The 16,739-nt window shown below is 70.8% G+C and carries 19 protein-coding genes and 1 pseudogene; 13 read left to right on the forward strand and 7 right to left on the reverse strand.

Annotated features, from left to right (window positions below; translation table 11 throughout):
* Window positions 1-10 precede the first annotated feature (10 nt).
* From OOK40_RS07270 to OOK40_RS07280, 3 genes and pseudogenes are all read left to right on the forward strand, one after another.
* Window positions 11-952: pseudogene (locus OOK40_RS07270) on the forward strand (alpha-amylase family glycosyl hydrolase); the annotation flags it as partial.
* 110 nt (window positions 953-1,062) lie between these two features.
* Window positions 1,063-1,782 carry a VWA domain-containing protein gene (locus tag OOK40_RS07275; protein ID WP_266477451.1) on the forward strand — a complete coding sequence of 240 codons (720 nt, stop codon included), beginning with the start codon at window positions 1,063-1,065 and terminating at the stop codon, window positions 1,780-1,782.
* Window positions 1,779-2,342, forward strand: coding sequence for a HutD family protein (locus OOK40_RS07280; RefSeq protein WP_266477452.1), 564 nt, complete (start codon window positions 1,779-1,781; stop codon window positions 2,340-2,342). The genes OOK40_RS07275 and OOK40_RS07280 overlap by 4 nt, the downstream gene beginning before the upstream one ends.
* 6 nt (window positions 2,343-2,348) lie before the next feature.
* Here the strand turns inward: OOK40_RS07280 and OOK40_RS07285 are convergent, their stop codons facing one another.
* A complete protein-coding gene (locus tag OOK40_RS07285) occupies window positions 2,349-2,633 on the reverse strand; it encodes a hypothetical protein (RefSeq protein WP_266477454.1) in 285 nt (94 codons plus the stop codon).
* 135 nt (window positions 2,634-2,768) lie between these two features.
* On the opposite strand from OOK40_RS07285, the gene OOK40_RS07290 reads away from it, so the two are divergent.
* Window positions 2,769-3,242 (forward strand): pyridoxamine 5'-phosphate oxidase family protein, encoded by a 474-nt coding sequence (locus tag OOK40_RS07290; protein ID WP_266477456.1) that lies wholly within the window; start codon window positions 2,769-2,771, stop codon window positions 3,240-3,242.
* Between the two features lie 18 nt (window positions 3,243-3,260).
* On the opposite strand, the gene OOK40_RS07295 is transcribed toward OOK40_RS07290, so the two are convergent.
* Both OOK40_RS07295 and OOK40_RS07300 read right to left on the reverse strand, forming a co-directional pair.
* Window positions 3,261-4,268: an acyl-CoA dehydrogenase family protein gene (locus tag OOK40_RS07295; protein WP_266477457.1), complete on the reverse strand. Its 1,008-nt coding sequence runs from the start codon at window positions 4,266-4,268 to the stop codon at window positions 3,261-3,263.
* A complete protein-coding gene (locus OOK40_RS07300; RefSeq protein WP_266477458.1) occupies window positions 4,268-5,413 on the reverse strand; it encodes an acyl-CoA dehydrogenase family protein in 1,146 nt (381 codons plus the stop codon). Before OOK40_RS07300 ends, OOK40_RS07295 begins: the two co-directional genes overlap by 1 nt.
* Before the next feature lie 46 nt (window positions 5,414-5,459).
* Here OOK40_RS07300 and OOK40_RS07305 point away from each other — a divergent pair, with 46 nt between their 5' ends.
* The 5 genes from OOK40_RS07305 to OOK40_RS07325 all read left to right on the forward strand — a co-directional run bounded on the left by OOK40_RS07305 (window position 5,460) and on the right by OOK40_RS07325 (window position 10,386).
* Window positions 5,460-6,248, forward strand: coding sequence for an SDR family oxidoreductase (locus OOK40_RS07305; RefSeq protein ID WP_266477459.1), 789 nt, complete (start codon window positions 5,460-5,462; stop codon window positions 6,246-6,248).
* 258 nt (window positions 6,249-6,506) lie between these two features.
* Complete coding sequence (locus OOK40_RS07310) at window positions 6,507-7,124, forward strand: TetR/AcrR family transcriptional regulator (RefSeq protein WP_266477461.1); 618 nt, start codon at window positions 6,507-6,509, stop codon at window positions 7,122-7,124.
* A 17-nt stretch (window positions 7,125-7,141) separates the two neighbouring features.
* Window positions 7,142-8,299, forward strand: coding sequence for an acetyl-CoA C-acetyltransferase (locus tag OOK40_RS07315; protein ID WP_266477462.1), 1,158 nt, complete (start codon window positions 7,142-7,144; stop codon window positions 8,297-8,299).
* A gap of 198 nt (window positions 8,300-8,497) precedes the next feature.
* The gene (locus OOK40_RS07320) at window positions 8,498-8,701 is read left to right on the forward strand and encodes a cold-shock protein (RefSeq protein WP_003969786.1); all 204 of its coding nucleotides are present in this window, start codon (window positions 8,498-8,500) and stop codon (window positions 8,699-8,701) included.
* Window positions 8,702-8,796: 95 nt separating this feature from the next.
* Window positions 8,797-10,386 carry a DEAD/DEAH box helicase gene (locus tag OOK40_RS07325; protein ID WP_266477463.1) on the forward strand — a complete coding sequence of 530 codons (1,590 nt, stop codon included), beginning with the start codon at window positions 8,797-8,799 and terminating at the stop codon, window positions 10,384-10,386.
* 294 nt (window positions 10,387-10,680) lie between these two features.
* Here OOK40_RS07325 and OOK40_RS07330 read toward each other — a convergent pair whose 3' ends face one another.
* Genes OOK40_RS07330 through OOK40_RS07345 form a run of 4 tightly spaced genes read right to left on the reverse strand, consistent with a single transcriptional unit; the run spans window position 10,681 to window position 14,061 of the window.
* Window positions 10,681-11,742, reverse strand: a complete 1,062-nt coding sequence (locus OOK40_RS07330; protein WP_266477464.1) for a nitronate monooxygenase family protein — start codon at window positions 11,740-11,742, stop codon at window positions 10,681-10,683.
* Window positions 11,742-12,455 carry a CoA-transferase subunit beta gene (locus tag OOK40_RS07335; RefSeq protein ID WP_266477466.1) on the reverse strand — a complete coding sequence of 238 codons (714 nt, stop codon included), beginning with the start codon at window positions 12,453-12,455 and terminating at the stop codon, window positions 11,742-11,744. The genes OOK40_RS07330 and OOK40_RS07335 overlap by 1 nt, the downstream gene beginning before the upstream one ends.
* Window positions 12,452-13,303 (reverse strand): CoA transferase subunit A, encoded by an 852-nt coding sequence (locus tag OOK40_RS07340; RefSeq protein WP_266477467.1) that lies wholly within the window; start codon window positions 13,301-13,303, stop codon window positions 12,452-12,454. The genes OOK40_RS07335 and OOK40_RS07340 overlap by 4 nt, the downstream gene beginning before the upstream one ends.
* Complete coding sequence (locus OOK40_RS07345) at window positions 13,300-14,061, reverse strand: enoyl-CoA hydratase family protein (protein WP_266477468.1); 762 nt, start codon at window positions 14,059-14,061, stop codon at window positions 13,300-13,302. The genes OOK40_RS07340 and OOK40_RS07345 overlap by 4 nt, the downstream gene beginning before the upstream one ends.
* Before the next feature lie 56 nt (window positions 14,062-14,117).
* On the opposite strand from OOK40_RS07345, the gene OOK40_RS07350 reads away from it, so the two are divergent.
* From OOK40_RS07350 to OOK40_RS07365, 4 genes are all read left to right on the forward strand, one after another.
* The gene (locus tag OOK40_RS07350) at window positions 14,118-14,870 is read left to right on the forward strand and encodes an SDR family oxidoreductase (protein ID WP_266477470.1); all 753 of its coding nucleotides are present in this window, start codon (window positions 14,118-14,120) and stop codon (window positions 14,868-14,870) included.
* A 1-nt stretch (window position 14,871) separates the two neighbouring features.
* Window positions 14,872-15,801, forward strand: coding sequence for an SDR family oxidoreductase (locus tag OOK40_RS07355; RefSeq protein WP_266477471.1), 930 nt, complete (start codon window positions 14,872-14,874; stop codon window positions 15,799-15,801).
* Between the two features lie 115 nt (window positions 15,802-15,916).
* Window positions 15,917-16,324, forward strand: a complete 408-nt coding sequence (locus OOK40_RS07360; RefSeq protein WP_266477472.1) for a ribonuclease domain-containing protein — start codon at window positions 15,917-15,919, stop codon at window positions 16,322-16,324.
* Window positions 16,325-16,342: 18 nt separating this feature from the next.
* A complete protein-coding gene (locus OOK40_RS07365) occupies window positions 16,343-16,729 on the forward strand; it encodes a barstar family protein (protein ID WP_266477474.1) in 387 nt (128 codons plus the stop codon).
* Window positions 16,730-16,739: the final 10 nt, after the last annotated feature.

A 16,739-nucleotide genomic window follows, 5' to 3' on the forward strand; every position in this document is an offset into this window, starting at 1 on the left:
CGCTGTCGGTGACCACCCGCACTGGGACCGCGACGAAGTCCACGAGATCTTCCAGGGGTGGCGCGCTGTCGCCGACGCGTACGGCGAGCCCCGTGCCTTCGTCGCGGAGGCATGGGCGGGCACTCCGGAGCGGCTGGCCCGCTATGTCCGCCCGGACGAGCTCCACACCGCGTTCAACTTCGACTATCTGATGGCTCCCTGGCGGGCAGGCCACCTGCGCCGGGTGATCGACGAGTCGCTTACCGCGCTCGGCGAGGTGGGTGCGCCCGCCACCTGCGTGCTGTCCAACCACGATGTCGCCCGGCATGTCTCCCGCTACGCCAGGCCGCAGCCGGAGGGGCAGCAGCGCTCGCTGTCCCAACTGGACCGGTCGGCCGACCTGGAGCTGGGCACCCGCCGGGCTCGCGCCGCGGCCCTGCTCACGCTCGCCCTGCCGGGGGGTGCCTATGTGTACCAGGGCGAGGAGCTGGGCCTGTGGGAGGTCGAGGATCTGCCGGAGGACGTGCTCCAGGACCCCACGTGGGAGCGCTCCGGTCACACCGACCGAGGGCGTGACGGCTGTCGCGTCCCGCTGCCGTGGAGCGGTGACTGCCCGCCGTTCGGCTTCAGCCCCGACGCCACCACCGCGGCGCCGTGGCTGCCTCAGCCGGCGGCGTGGAAGTCCCTGACCGCCGAGGTTCAGGACCGCGACCCCGCCTCCATGCTGAACCTCTACCGGTCGGCGCTGAGCGCGCGCCGGAGCAACCCAGCCCTCGGCGACGGCACGCTGACCTGGGAGAGCGCCCCGGACAGCGACGTTCTCTCGTTCCGCCGTGAGCCTGGCTTCCGGTGGGTGGTGAACTTCTCCGACGAGCCGGTGGCCCTGCCCGCCCACAGCCGGGTACTGCTGGCCAGCGGGACGCTGGACGGTGACCGGCTGCCGAGCGACACCGCGGCGTGGCTGGCGCTCTGAGAAGACGGGTAGGCCGGGCCGGATTCTCCGTCCTGACGGGGGACCGGCCCGGTCGAGTTCCGGTGACGTAGCCTCAACTCTCCCGTCCCCTCGCACGAACGGAGCCCCGCATGGCGGCCATCAGCCTCGCCAAGGTCGAGGAGAAGGCGCCCGCGCTCGTCAGCCTCTACAAGAGCGCGGGCGTATCGCTGCAGAAGCACGGGCTGAGCGGGCAGCGCGCCGCCGTCTATCTGGTGCTGGACTACTCGGGCTCCATGAAGGACTACTACAAGGACGGCAGCGTGCAGGCGCTCGCCGACCGGGTGCTCGGTCTTGCGGCCAACCTGGACGACGACGGCTCCGTGCCGGTCGTCTTCTTCTCCACGGACATCGACGCGGTCACGGACATCGCCCTCGACAACCACAGCGGCCGGGTCGACGAGATAGTGGCGGGCCTCGGGCACATGGGCAAGACCAGCTACCACCTGGCCATGGACGCGGTCATCGACCACTACGTCGACAGCGGCTCGACCGCCCCCGCGCTCGTCGTCTTCCAGACGGACGGCGGCCCGATCAGCAAGCACGCCGCGGAGCGCTATCTGTGCAAGGCGGCGAAGCTGCCGCTGTTCTGGCAGTTCATCGGCTTCGGCAACAAGCGGAGCTCGCAGTTCGACTTCCTGCACAAGCTCGACGAACTCGCCGTCCCCGCCAAGCGCGTCGTCGACAACGCGGGCTTCTTCCACGCCGGACTCGACCCGCGCCAGGTCCCCGACTCCGAGCTGTACGACCGGCTGGTCTCCGAATTCCCGCTGTGGCTGGCCGCCGCGCGAGCCCAGGGCATCGTGCGATGACGGTACGGGTGCTGCGCGCCGCCGACCGCAGGGCCGTGCCGTGGAAGAACGGCGGCGGCGTCACCCGCGAGATCGCCGTGTCGCCCGAGGGCGCCGGGACGGACGACTTCGACTGGCGGATCAGCCTCGCGGACGTCGGCGCGGACGGGCCGTTCTCCGCCTTCCCCGGCGTGGACCGGATCCTGACCGTCGTCGAGGGCGCGGGGATGGACCTCACGGTCGGCGGACACCGCACACTGGCCGACGAGCGCTACCGGCCCCACCGCTTCCCCGGCGACGTGGAGACCGACGGCCGCCTCGTCGACGGGCGTCCCGTCGTCAATTTCAACGTCATGTACCGCAGGGGCCGTACGGCATGCCTGACCTCGGTGGTGCGCGGAGAACTGCTGGTCGTGGTGCCATCACGCTCGACGGTCGTGATCGTCGCGTTGGACGGGCCCACGGTCCTCAAGGAGGCGCACGTGACACTCTGTCCGTACGACGCGGCGGTGCTGGACGAGTCGCCGGGATCACTGCACACGGAGGGGCACGCGGCGGTCGTCACCCTGCGCAGCGGCTGAGCGGTGTCAGCTGGGGGTCCACCAGTTGTGGACTTGAGCGACCTTCGGAGGTTGGCCAGTCTGGGGGAAGCCCAGCTTCTCGGCCACCGGCATCATCACCGTGCCGAACTTGTCCATCGCCTCCTGGGACTCCCACAGGTCAAAAATCTCCAGGCCGGAGTCGGTCGCCACGCAGGTGTGCGACAGGCACCCCGCGAAGGTGTCGCCGGGAAGTGCCTGCAATTGGGCATTGAGGGCGTCGTACTGGTCGGTCGTGATGCCCGGCAGGCTGGCATGCATGAAGATCGCCATCGGGATTCTCCTCGGACGGAGGGCGGGTCTTTGGCCAGTACCAGAACAGCACGTACGCCCCGGTAGGGCATCCGAGCCGGTGCGTGCAGGTGAATCCCGACAGCCGGTGTCGGGTTTCCGCGGTTCGATGGAGTCATGACCTTTCCGACGTGGGCAGATTTCCGGACGGTGGAGCCGGACTTCGCCGAGACCGTGCAGCAGCGTTTCGAGCGGTACAAGCACCATGTGCTGGCCACGGTGCGCAAGGACGGGTCGCCGCGGGTGACCGGCCTTGAAGTCGACTTCCGCTTCGGCGAGTTGTGGCTCGGCATGATGCAGGGCTCACGCAAGGCCCAGGACCTGATGCGCGATCCGCGCTTCGCGATCCATGCGAACCCCGGGCCGGACGACTCCATGGAAGGCGGTGACGTCAAGATCTCCGGGCGCGCGGTGGAGGTGACCGATTCCGAGGTGCTGAACCGCTTCGTGGCGGAGGCGGGGCCGCCGGAGCCGTTCCATCTCTTCCGCGTCGAGGTCGGTGACGTGGTGCAGACGTCGGTCGACGGCGAGGAGCTGGTGGTACGGGTCTGGCGGCCGGGCGGCCCGGTCCGTACACACCGGCGCCGCTGAGTCCTGGCCGCCCCAGGGTCAGCCCGCGAGCACCGTCGCCCGGCAGAGCGCGGGGGTGCCCCACGCGTCCCGCAGCGGGCGGGCCTTGCGCAGCCAGACGGAGAGGTCGAGCTCTTCGGTGTAGCCGATCGCGCCGTGCAGCTGGAGTGCGGTACGGGCGGCCGCGTACGCGGCCTCGCCTGCGGTGACCTTCGCGGCGGCGATGTCTGCCGGAGCCATGGACAGGGCTGCCCCGTACAGCAGTGGCCGGGCGAATTCGAGCCCGATCAGGGTGTCCGCCAGCCGGTGCTTGACCGCCTGGAAGGAGCCGATGGCGGCGCCGAACTGGGTGCGCTGTTTGACGTACGCGACGGTCCGGTCCAGGAGCGCGAGCCCGACACCCAGTGCCTGCGCCGCGGTGACCAGGCGCGCGACATCCCGGGCGTACGAGGCCGCCCGGGCCACCTGGACCCCTTCGGCGATGACCTCGCCCCCTGCCGCGGGCACGGCCAAGCGCCGGGCGGGGTCGGCGGATACGCGCACAGGGCCGTGTCCGTGGGCGATACGGAGACAGGCGGTGCGGTCCGCGCCGGGCCCGGGGCCGGCGTCCTCTTCCGAAACCACCAGCGTCACGCCCGCCACATCCGTGTCCAGTGCGTAGGCGCCCCGGCCCGCCAGCGTGGCGGTCGACCCCGTGACCAGCCCCGGCAGCAGACGTTTCGCCGGGACCGCCTCCCCCGATTCCGCCAGCCGGGTCAGCAGTGCTGCCGCCGCGACCGTCTCCACCACCGGGCCGGGCACCGCATGGCGGCCCAACGCGGTGAAAGCCACGGCCAGTTCGACCGGCAGGGGCCCCACCCCCTCGTACGCCTGCGGCGCGGCGAGCGCGAACACCCCCGCCTCGGCGAGGCGCGACCACAGCGCCAGCCCGGGAGCGGGGTCCCCCGCCGCCCAGGCCCGTGCGGCAGCCGGAGTGTCCGCCGACGTCAGCATCGCGTCCAGCGAGTCGCCGAACGCCCGCTGTTCATCGGTGAGCAGGAATCGCATCAGCGGCGGCCCTTCGGAAGACCGAGCAGCCGCTCGGCGATGATGTCGCGCTGGATCTCGTTCGTACCGGCGTAGATGGGGCCCGCCAGTGAGAAGACATACCCCTCGGCCCACTCGCCGTCCGCCAACTCCCCGTCCGCGCCCAGCAGATCGAGCGCGGTCTCATGCAGTGCGATGTCGTACTGAGACCAGAAGACCTTGTTCAGGCTGGACTCCGCGCCGATGCTCGCGCCCGCGGCGAAGCGCGAGGCGTTGGCGCAGGTGAAGAGCCGATACGCCCGCGCGCCGATCACCGCGTCCGCCACCCGGTCGCGCAGCGCGGAGTCGGCCTGATCGCCCGATGCGCGCCACTGCCGCAGGAGACGGTCCGCCGCTGCGAGGAAACGGCCGGGGGAGCGCAGCGTCAGGCCCCGCTCGTTGCCCGTCGTGGACATCGCGATCCGCCAGCCCTGCCCCGGCTCGCCGATCACGTCCTCGTCGGGGACGAAGACGCCGTCGAGGAAGAGTTCGGCGAAGGCGGGCTTGCCGTCGATGCGGCGGATGGGCCGCACGGTCACCCCCGGCGCCCCGAGGTCGAACATCAGATACGTCAGGCCCTGATGCGGCTTCGGCGCGTCGGGGTCCGTGCGGAAGATGCCGAAGGCCCGGTCGGCGAACGCCGCCCGCGACGACCAGGTCTTCTGCCCGCTGAGCAGCCAGCCGCCGTCCGTCCGCACCGCACGCGAGGTCAGCGAGGCGAGATCGGAGCCGGACTCGGGCTCCGACCAGGCCTGCGCCCAGATGACCTCTCCGCTCGCCATCGTGGGCAGCACGCGGGCGCGCTGCTCCTCGGTGGCGTGGTCGAAGAGGGTGGGGGCGAGGAGGTTGATGCCGTTCTGCGAGACCCGCCCCGGCGCTCCCGCCGCGTAGTACTCCTCCTCGAAGAGGAGCCAGTGGAAGATGTCGACGCCCCGGCCGCCGTACCGCTGTGGCCAGGAGACGACCGACCAGCGGTCCGCGGACAGCCGCGCCTCCCATGCGCGGTGCGCCGCGAAGCCCTCCTCGGTCTCCAGGGAGGGCAGCGGCTCGGCTGGCACGTTCGCGGCGAGCCAGGCGCGGGCCTCGGCGCGGAAGGCTTCCTCGCCGGCGGAGTGGTGCAGGTCCATTCGCGCATCCTTCCCTAACAAGTGTTTGGTAGGTTAACGTGCTGGCGTGACGGACAACAGGGCGCAGTACGTACCGGGTCATGGCCTGCTGAAGGGCCGTACCGCCGTGATCACCGCCGCGGCAGGCGCCGGAATCGGCGGCGCCACCGCCCGCAGGTTCCTGGAGGAGGGCGCGCGCGTCCTGATCGGCGACGCGCACACCCGCAGGCTGAAGGAGAGCGGGGAGGCGCTGGCCGGAGAGTTCGGCGCAGACGCGGTGACTTCACTGCCCTGCGACGTCACGGACGAGAGCCAGGTCCGGGCGCTCTTCGGTCAGGCCGTACGAGAGCACGGCGGCCTCGACATCGTCGTCAACAACGCCGGTCTCGGCGGCACCGCCGCCCTCGTCGACATGAGCGACGAGCAGTGGGGCACGGTCCTCGACGTCACCCTGAACGGCACCTTCCGCTGCACCCGCGCCGCCCTGCGCTCCTTCCGCGACACCGGCCGCGGCGGCGTGATCGTCAACAACTCCTCCGTCGTCGGCTGGCGCGCCCAGGCCGGCCAGGCCCACTACGCGGCCGCCAAGGCCGGAGTCATGGCGCTCACTCGCTGCGCGGCGATCGAGGCGGCGGAGTACGGCGTACGCGTCAACGCCGTGGCCCCCAGCCTCGCCATGCATCCCCATCTGGTGAAGGTCACCTCGGCCCAGCTGCTCGAGGAGCTGACCGCCAAGGAGGCCTTCGGGCGGTACGCCGAACCGTGGGAGATCGCCAACACGATCGTCTTCCTGGCCAGCGGCTACTCCTCATACCTCACCGGCGAGGTCATCTCCGTCAGCAGCCAGCATGCGTAGGGGGTGTCTTTCGGATCTTGCCGGGCTCGCGTGCCCTGGCACGCACTCCTCCGTAGCCCTTCGGGCACGGGAGGTGCCCCCATGCCGCGTTGCGTCAGTCGCCGACGCTCCGCGTCGGCTCTCCCCCTGCCTTCGGCGGGTGGACCCCCATCCTCCGGCCTGCGATCGCACGCACCACAGTGACATCAGCCGCTCCGCGGCGGGCCGCTCCCTGATCCGGCCTGATCCAAAAGACACCCCCTGGACCACAATGAGCACGTGCCGACTGACAGCAAGAAGAAGACCCAGGTGACCGCCTCGCCCGGGCGGCGCCGCGAGCTCCTCGACACCGCCGCCGAGGTGTTCGCCGCGCAGGGCTACAACGCCACCACCGTCCGCAAGATCGCGGACGAGGCGGGGATGCTCGCCGGCAGCCTCTACTACCACTTCGATTCCAAGGAATCGATGCTCGACGAGATCCTCTCCACCTTCCTGGACGAGCTGTGGCAGGGCTACGACGCCGTGCTCGCCGCCGGGCTCGGGCCCAGGGAGACCATCGAGGCTCTCGTCACCGAGTCCTTCCGGGAGATCGACCGGCACCGCGCCGCCGTCGCGATCTACCAGAAGGAGTCCAGGCACCTCGCCGCCCAGCCCCGCTTCCACTACCTCACCGACTCGCAGCAGAAGTTCGAGAAGGCATGGCTCGGGACCCTGGAGCGGGGGGTCGCGGACCAGGTCTTCCGCGACGACCTGGATGTCCGGCTCACCTACCGGTTCGTGCGCGACACCGTCTGGGTCGCGGCGTCCTGGTACCGGCCGGGAGGACAGCACAGCCCGGAGGAGATCGCCCGCCAGTACCTGTCGATGGTGCTGGACGGTATCGCCGTACGCGGATGAACAGAAGGGGAGCAGTCATGGCCGAGGCCTACATAGTCGAAGCGGTACGCACACCGGTGGGCAGGCGCAAGGGCGGGCTGTCCGGTGTCCACCCGGCGGATCTGGGCGCGCATGTGCTGCGGGCCCTGGTCGAGCGCTCCGGAGTTGATCCCTCCGCCGTCGAGGACGTCGTCTTCGGCTGCCTGGACACGGTGGGCCCGCAGGCCGGTGACATCGCCCGTACGGCATGGCTGGCGGCGGGACTGCCCGAGGAGGTGCCGGGCGTGACGATCGACCGCCAGTGCGGCTCGTCCCAGCAGGCCGTGCACTTCGCGGCGCAGGGCGTGCTCTCCGGCACCCAGGACCTGGTCGTCGCGGGCGGCGTCCAGAACATGACGCAGATCCCGATCGCCTTCGCCTCCCGGCAGGCCGCCGAGCCGCTCGGACTGACCCAGGGCCCCTTTGCCGGCAGCGAGGGCTGGCGTGCCCGGTACGGCGACCAGCCCGTCAACCAGTTCCACGGCGCGCAGTTGATCGCCGAGAAGTGGGCGATCTCCCGCCGCGACATGGAGCAGTTCGCGCTCACCTCCCACCAGCGGGCGATCCGGGCCATCGACGAGGGCCGCTTCGAGCGGGAGCTCGTGGCGTACGGCGACGTCACCGTCGACGAGGGCCCGCGCCGCGACACCACCCTGGCGAAGATGGCGGCCCTCAAGCCCGTCCTGGAGGGCGGCACCATCACGGCCGCGTGCTCCTCCCAGGTCTCGGACGGCGCGGCGGCCCTGCTGATCGCGAGCGAGCGGGCCGTCGCCGAGCACGGACTGCGGCCGCGGGCCCGTATCCACCACCTCTCCGTACGGGGCGAGGACCCCATCCGGATGCTCTCGGCCCCCATCCCGGCCACCGCGTACGCGCTGAAGAAGGCCGGCATGTCGATCGACGACATCGACCTCGTCGAGATCAACGAGGCCTTCGCGCCCGTGGTCCTCGCCTGGCTGAAGGAGACCGGAGCCGACCCCGGCAAGGTCAACGTCAACGGCGGGGCCATCGCGCTCGGCCATCCGCTGGGCGCCACGGGCGTGAAGCTGATGACCACGCTGCTGCATGAACTGGAGCGCACGGGAGGGCGGTACGGACTGCAAACGATGTGTGAAGGGGGAGGGCAGGCCAACGTCACGATCATCGAACGGCTGTGAACACGAGCCTTTCGGGGCCGGACATGCTACGGTGAAGTCGTTGCAGTTTTGGTACCCATGAACTTTGTGTGCGCCTGACGGGAATGCTTCCTCAGGCGCACATTATTGTTTCCGGCTTCTCCGGATGGGGGTCAATGCTAGCGACGGGAAATTCACGAGGTGTGAGTTTCCGGCTTGCCCCTGTTTTAGGAGAATGACATGGCTACTGGAACCGTGAAGTGGTTCAACTCGGAAAAGGGCTTCGGCTTCATTGAGCAGGACGGCGGCGGCGCCGACGTCTTCGCCCACTACTCGAACATCGCCACCTCTGGCTTCCGTGAGCTGCAGGAGGGCCAGAAGGTCTCCTTCGACGTCACGCAGGGCCAGAAGGGCCCGCAGGCGGAGAACATCGTCCCGGCCTAATTGCCTGACGCGTATCTCGCAGCCGGGGCCCGCACCGTCAAGGTGCGGGCCCCGGCTTGTGTGCTGTCTCACATGCCCAGGAGGGCAATATCCGCATGACTCGCTCCGAACGCCCGGCCCGTCCCACGACGCGACAGCGCCCGGTCAATTCCCGTGCCAAGGGCCCCGCGAAGGGCTCCGGCAAGGCTCCCGCCCGTAAGGCGGCGCCCCCGCAGGAATTCACGCTGCCGGAAACCACCACCCCCGCGCTGCCCGCCGTCGAGGCGTTCGACGAGCTGGACATGCCGGCCGCCCTGCTGAAGACCCTCGTGGCCCAGGGCGTGACCGAGCCCTTCCCGATCCAGGCCGCGACCCTGCCGAACTCCCTGGCGGGGCGCGACATTCTCGGCCGCGGGCGCACCGGCTCCGGCAAGACCCTCGCCTTCGGGCTTGCGCTGCTCGCCCGTACCGCGGGCCGACGCGCCGAGTCGAAGGCACCGCTCGCGCTCGTTCTCGTACCCACGCGTGAGCTCGCACAGCAGGTCACCGACGCCCTGTCCCCGTACGCGACCTCCGTGCAACTGCGGATCGCCACCGTCGTCGGCGGGCTGTCGATCACCAAGCAGTCGGGCGCGCTGCGGCGCGGCGCCGAGGTGCTGGTGGCCACGCCGGGGCGGCTCAAGGACCTCATAGAACGCGGCGACTGCGTACTCGACCAGGTGGCGATCACCGTCCTGGACGAGGCCGACCAGATGGCCGACATGGGCTTCATGCCGCAGGTCACGGCGCTGCTCAAGCAGGTCGAGGCGGGCGGTCAGCGGATGCTGTTCTCGGCGACGCTGGACAAGAACATCGACCGGCTCGTACGGATGTTCCTCACCGACCCCGTCGTGCACTCGGTCGACCCGTCCGCGGGCGCGGTCACCACGATGGAGCACCATGTGCTGCACGTCGCGGACGAGACCGACAAGAAGGCCGTCGCCGTGCGCATCGCCGCCCGTGACGGCCGGGTGATCCTCTTCGTCGACACCAAGCGCTCCGCCGACCGCTTCGCCAAGCGGCTCCTCGCCAGTGGCGTACGGGCCGCGGCGCTGCACGGCGGCCGCTCGCAGCCGCAGCGCAACCGCACGCTCGACCAGTTCAAGAACGGGCAGGTCACCGCGCTGGTCGCGACCAATGTCGCCGCGCGCGGCATCCACGTCGACGACCTCGACCTGGTCGTGAACGTCGACCCGCCCGTCGACCACAAGGACTACCTCCACCGCGGCGGCCGTACCGCGCGGGCGGGCGAGTCCGGCAGTGTCGTCACGCTGGTGCTGCCCGAGCAGCGGCGCGAGATGACCCGGCTGATGGCGGACGCGGGCATCAATCCGCGCTCGGCGCGGGTCAAGTCCAGCGACGAGGAGCTCAGCCGCATCACGGGCGCGCGCGAGCCGTCCGGGGTCGCGGTCACCATCGAGGTGCCGCAGCCGGTGGTGCAGCAGCAGCGACCGCAGCGGCGGCGGGCGCAGGTGCCGGGGCAGGGTGCGCAGGGCGGTGGCGGTGGCGGCGGACGCAGCCGTGGGCGGCGCGGTGGGGGCGGCGGCCAGGGTGCCGGTGCCGGTGCCGGCGGCTCACAGGGTGGCCAGCCTCGCCAGGGTGGCCAGGCCCGCCAGGGTGGTCGCCCGGCGGGTGGTGCGCGGGGCGGTCGGCGCACGGCGGCGTAGGCGCCTGCGGCGGGCCTTGTCCCCACCCCGCACCTTCCTGAACTGGGGCAAGCCCCAAGACCCCGTGCGGGGGCTCCGCCCCCGGACCCCCGCTCCTCAGTCGCCGGAGGGGCTGAATTTCGCGTCCGGGACCGCGCCTCAAACGCCGGCGGGGCTGAATTTCTGCTGGTCGGCCTGAAGATTCAGGCCGACGGGCAGAAATTTCAGCCCGTCCGGCGTTTGAGGACATGCGGCCGAAGGTCGCATACGGGGTCCGGGGCGAAGCCCCGTCGAGGGCTGGGGGCTTGCCCCCAGTTACGGGAAGGGGCGGGGTGGGGGAACAAGCCCGCCCAGTACCATCGCCGCCTCCGACATCATCCGCCCCACCAGCTCCTCGCAGCTCGGCAAGTCCTCGATCAGCCCCGCCACCTGCCCCGACGCCATCACGCCCAGATCCGTGCGGCCCTCCACCATCGAGGCCCTCAGCAGCATCGGGGTGTTCGCGGCGAGCAGGACCTGGCTCCAGGTCAGGTCCTTGCCGTGCTTCATGGCCAGGCCGTCGCGGATCATCCGCGACCAGGACAGGCCCGAGATCTTCTTGAAGCCCGCCGCCCGGCGCACCGCCTGGGCCAGCGCTCGCGTACGGCTCGCACGCTCGAGCGAGTCGACCAGCTCGCTCCGCAGCATCCGGTGCGGCAGACCGTCGACCGCCGTAGTGACGGTGATGTCCTTGACCGTCGCCGCCAGGTACCTCGCCTTGACCGCGTCCGGCACCGTCGAGTCCGACGTGAGCAGGAAGCGCGTGCCCATCGCGATGCCCGCCGCTCCGTAGGCCAGCGCCGCGACCAGGCCGCGTCCGTCGTGGAAGCCGCCCGCGGCGATGACCGGGATGTCGACGGCGTCCACAACCTGCGGGAGCAGGACGGTCGTTGCCACGTCGCCGGTGTGGCCCCCGCCCTCGCCGCCCTGGACGATCAACGCGTCCGCGCCCCACGCCGCCACCTTCTCGGCATGCCGCCGCGCGCCGATCGACGGGATCACGATCACCCCCGCGTCCTTCAGCTCGGCGATCAGTTCGCGGGACGGCGCGAGGGCGAAGGAGGCGACGCGGACCCCCTCGTCGATGATGATCCGTACGCGATCGCGCGCATCGCCCGCGTCCGCCCGCAGATTGACGCCGAAGGGCGCGTCCGTCCGGGAGGTGACCTCGCGGACGGCCCGGCGCAGTTCGTCGAGGGTCATCGTCGCCGAGGCGAGGATGCCGAGCGCGCCCGCACGGGCGGTCGCGGAGACCAGGCGCGGTCCCGCCACCCATCCCATGCCGGTCTGCACGATGGGGTGCCGGACGCCGGTGAGTTTCGTGAGGGCAGTCTCCATCAGCCCCGGACCTCGCGTTCGCGCAGCCCCTTCGGGTCGATCACCTCACGGATCAGCCGGAGTTCGGCGCCGGTCGGCTCACGCGTGTACGGGACGCCATGGGGGATCGTGAGCGTGAAGCCGGTGGCCTGATGGATCTGTTCGACCGTGACACCCGGGTGCACGGACGCGAGCCGCATCGAGCGGTCCTCGGTCTCGAAGTCGAAGACACCGAGGTCGCTGACCACCCGCGGGATGCGGTGGTGGCGCGCACCGGCGGCACGGTCGTAGCCGACGCCGCAGACCATGTCGACGCGTTCGACGAAGACCCGGGGGGAGTGCCTGGGTACCCAGTAACTCACCGGATTGTTGAGGGTGTTGACGGGCGCCCCGCGTACGCCGAGGAGCTGGCGCGTGGGCCGTTCCCACGGTCCGATGCAGGAGATGTTCTGGTTTCCGTAGCGGTCGATCTGGCTCGCGCCCATCATCACGTGCCGTTTGCCGCCGGTGACCAGCGCGAGGTGCTGGCGGTACGGCAGCCAGCCCTCCGTCGTCCCGTCCAGGCCGACGAGCATCGCCTCGCCGTCCGTCATGAGGAGGTCGGGGGAGAAGGTCGCTCTGGCCAGCCGGGCGCCGACGGACGGGATCAGTCCCATGGGGCTGGCCAGCACTTCGCCGTTGCCCCGCCATGCCTCGGCGCAGGCGATCACGCAGTACTCGGAACGACTGATCACTGCTGCTCCTTGTGCCAGGCCTGGACCGCCGACTGGTAGTCGTGCTCGCTCGTGCCGGACAGGAAGCGCTGCGCGAACTCGGGCCATGGGGTGGTCGCGTACAGCCTCTGGAAGGACTCGTCGCGGCCGTGGTCGGGGGCGCAGGAGGTGAAGTGCGCGCCGCTCGGTGTCTCGACGACTCCGGTGACCGAGTGTCGTTTGACCAGCAGGGTCTGCGGGGCGGCGCCCTTGGTCAGCTCGGCGGTCTCGACCAGCCGCTCGCAGGAGACGTACGCGGTGTCGGCGGCCTCGCAGAACAGATCGTCGAAGTAGGGATCGGGGCCCAGGTACTGGCCGTTGCCGAGCCGGTCGGCACGGTTGAGGTGGACGAGCGCGGCGTCCATCCGCAGCGCCGGTACGGCCGCGAACTCCTCGCCGTCCTCGTAGGGCGAAGTGACCGTGCGCAGCTCGGGGTTGACCCGCATCACGTCCGAGCCGAGGCCCGCGCGGACGGGGAGGAAGGGCAGCCGGTTGGCGGCGGCGGTCAGTCCCCACATGAACATCGCCTCGTCGATCTCGGTGAGGGCGAAGTCGCCGCGCTCGCGGGCGGCGCGGTAGTGCGGTTCGAGCGGGATCGAGTCGAGGGTGACGAACGCCGTGACGAGTCTGCGGATGCGGCCGGCGGCGGCGAGGAGGCCGATGTCCGGGCCGCCGTAGGAGACGACGGTGAGATCAGTGATCTCCGTACGGAGCAGTGCTCGCACCAGGGCCATGGGCTTACGGCGCGAGCCCCAGCCGCCGATGCCGATCGTCATCCCGCTGCGCAGGCGGGAGGCGACGTCGTCGGGCGTCATCGTCTTGTCGGTCACGCTCGGTCCTCCTTCTTGCCTTCGGTGCCGAAGGTGTCGCGGACACGGCCGGCGACCCCGCTGAGGTTGGCCTCGAAGGTGAAGCCCTGCTCGAAGCGGTAGCTGCGGCGTACGTCGACGGGGTCGATGCCGTTGATGGCGGCCTTGGCCAGCCGGATGAGCAGGCCGTCCTTCTGTGCGATCTCCCGCGCCAACTCCAGGGCGGCGTCCGCCAGTCCGTCGCGCGGGACGACCTTCCAGACCGAGCCGTGGGCGTGCAGCTCCCGCGCGGTCGCGGTGCGCGAGGTGTAGTACAGCGCGCGCATCAGATGCTGGGGCACGAGCCGGGCTAGATGGGTGGCCGCGCCGAGCGCCCCGCGGTCCAGTTCGGGCAGTCCGAAGACGGCGTCGTCACTGGCGACGATCGCGTCCGCGTTGCCGACGAGGCCGATACCGCCGCCCAGGCAGTAGCCGTTCACGGCCGCGACGACCGGGACCTCGCACTCGTAGACCGCGGCGAATGCCTCGTAGCAGCCGCGGTTGGCGCCGATGAGGGCGGAGTGTCCGCTGTCGCGCTGCATCTCCTTGATGTCGACGCCCGCGTTGAAGCCGCGGCCCGCGGCGGCCAGGACGACGCAGCGGACCTCGGGGTCCCGGCCGGCCGCGCGCAGGGCCTCGGCGAGGTCGTACCAGCCCTGTACGGGAAGGGCGTTGACGGGTGGGAAGTCGACCGTGACGGTACAGATGCCCTTCGCGGGGCTTGCGGTGGAGACACCCATGGGCGGATCAGCTACCTTTCCACCAAACATTTGTTAGGTGAGGAAGGTAGCAGCCGATGGAGCTGGGCGGGAGGGTGGTCGTCGTCACCGGCGGCACGCGGGGCGTGGGCGCCGGAATCGCCCGCGCGTTCCTGCGGGCGGGCGCGACAGTGGTGGTCTGCGCGCGACGGCCGCCCGAAGTGCCCGTCGCCGGGGCCGAGTTCGTACCCCTCGACCTGCGCGATCCTGCGGCGGTGGGGGAGTTCTTCGACGGGGTCGTGGCGCGGCACGGCCGGCTGGACACCCTTGTCAACAACGCGGGCGGCACGCCGTACCGCCTCCTCGGGGAAGCGGACGCGGCCCGCCACGCGCGCGTGATCGAGCTCAACCTCACCGCACCGCTGACCGCCTCGCTCGCGGCCCACGGACATCTCAGTACCGCCCGCGGCTCGATCGTGATGATCGGCAGCGTCAGCGGCGGCCGCCCCTCGCCCGGCACGGCCGCGTACGGGGCGGCGAAAGCCGGACTGGAGAGCCTGGCCCGCTCCATGGCCGTGGAGTGGGCACCCGAGGTGCGGGTGAACACCCTGGTCCTCGGCATGGTCCGCACCGAACTGTCCCCTCTGCACTACGGGGACGAGGAGGGCGTCGCCGCGGTCGGCCGCACGGTCCCGCTGGGGCGGCTGGCCGAGCCTTGCGAGATCGGTGACGCGGCCGTGTTCCTCGCCTCCCGGCGGGCGGCGTATGTCAGCGGAGCCTCGCTTCTGGTACACGGCGGCGGGGAGCGCCCCGCCTTCCTCGATGCCGCAACTGTCAACAAGGAGACCTGAGATGACCGGCAGTGCCATCCCGGGGGAAAGCCCCCGGACCCCCGGCCCCCGCAGGAACATGTGCGACGGGCGAGTGGTGATCGTGACGGGCGCGGGGCGCGGGCTCGGCCGGGCCCACGCGCTCGCCTTCGCCGCCGAAGGCGCCAAGGTCGTCGTCAACGACCTGGGTGTCGGCCTCGACGGGGCAGGCGGATCGAGCGGACCCGCCCGGCAGGTCGTCGAAGAGATCGAATCGCTCGGCGGCCGGGCCGTGGCGCACGGCGGTGACATCGCGACGAGCGAGGGCGCGGCCTCTCTCGTCAAGGCCGCGCTGGACGCCTACGGACGGCTCGACACCCTGGTCAACAACGCGGGCTTCCTGCGCGACCGGATGCTCGTCAACCTCGACGAGGACGACTGGGACGCCGTGATGCGCGTCCATCTGAAAGGCCACTTCCTGCCGCTCAAGCATGCCGCAGCGCACTGGCGCTCCGAGGCCAAAGCGGGGCGGCCGGTTGTGGCACGCGTCGTCAACACCACCTCCGGGGCAGGGCTGTTGGGCAGCGTCGGCCAGGGCAACTACGCGGCGGCCAAGGCCGGAATCATCGGCCTCACCCTGGTCGCGGCGGCCGAGATGGGCCGCTACGGCGTCCAGGTCAACGCCATCGCGCCTGCGGCCCGTACCCGGATGACCGAGGAGACCTTCGCCGGTCTCTCCGCCCTGCCCGAGGATGTCTCGCCGCTCGTCGTCTGGCTCGGCTCGGGGGCCAGTTCGGGCGTGACCGGCCGTGTCTTCGAGGCCGAGGCGGGCCGTATCACCGTCATGGAGGGCTGGCGGGCCGGCCCCACGGCCGACAAGGGGGCGCGCTGGACTCCTGCCGAAGCGGGCGAAGCCGCCCTGAAGCTACTGGCCGAGGCGGAGCCTCCGGGACCTGTGTACGGCGTGCGGTAGCCGCGCGGACAGAATGTGAAGGCAGGAGTCCGCCGGTTCATTGACCGGTTAACTCCCGGGAAATTCCGCCCAGTTGGCGTTGACGCGTCAAGGTCTACGCGCATCAATGGTGCGTATGCGAATCCCCCCACGAATCGCCACCCTCGGTGGCATCGCTGCCCTCGCCTCCACCCTCCTCATCGGCGGACAGGCCACGGCCACCCCCACGGCCGCGGTCACCCCCACGACCGCCGCCGACGTCGGTCACATCTGCTACTCCGACCTCCCCTCCCAGGCGCACGACACCCTCGACCTGATCGAGCAGGGCGGGCCCTTCCCGTACAAGCAGGACGGAACCGTCTTCTCGAACCGTGAAGACGTCCTGCCCTCGCACTCCTCCGGCTACTACCACGAGTACACGGTCATCACCCCGGGCTCCCCGAACCGCGGCGCCCGCCGCATCGTCACGGGCAGCGCGTCCCAGGAGGACTACTACACCGCCAACCACTACGCCTCGTTCGACCTCGTCGACCACCGCTGCTGAGCCGGTATCCTCCGCCCCGTGACCAGGACCTATGTGATCGACGGGGCGGAGGTCACCGACCTTGACGCCTTCTGGCGGGTGATCGGCGAAGCCGTGAACGGGCCCGGCGGCTACTTCGGCCGCAATCTCGACGCCTTCGCCGACTGCCTCAGCGGCGGCATGGGGACTCCGGACGACGGCGATTTCGTCATCGAGTGGCACGACCACGAACGCTCCCGTACGGCGCTGGGCCGGGACGAGACGGTACGACAGCTTCAGCTCCGGCTGACGCGGTGCCATCCAACGAACAGGGCCTCTGTCCAAGAGCAGTTGGAGCAGGCGAGGGACGGCATCGGTACGACCGTCTTCGACTGGCTGGTGGAGATCATGCAGGAGCGGGCACCCGGCGCGCTCCGTCTGATGTGAGCACTTCGAC

It is taken from the genome of Streptomyces sp. NBC_01481 (genome assembly GCF_026339995.1).
Classification (GTDB): domain Bacteria; phylum Actinomycetota; class Actinomycetes; order Streptomycetales; family Streptomycetaceae; genus Streptomyces.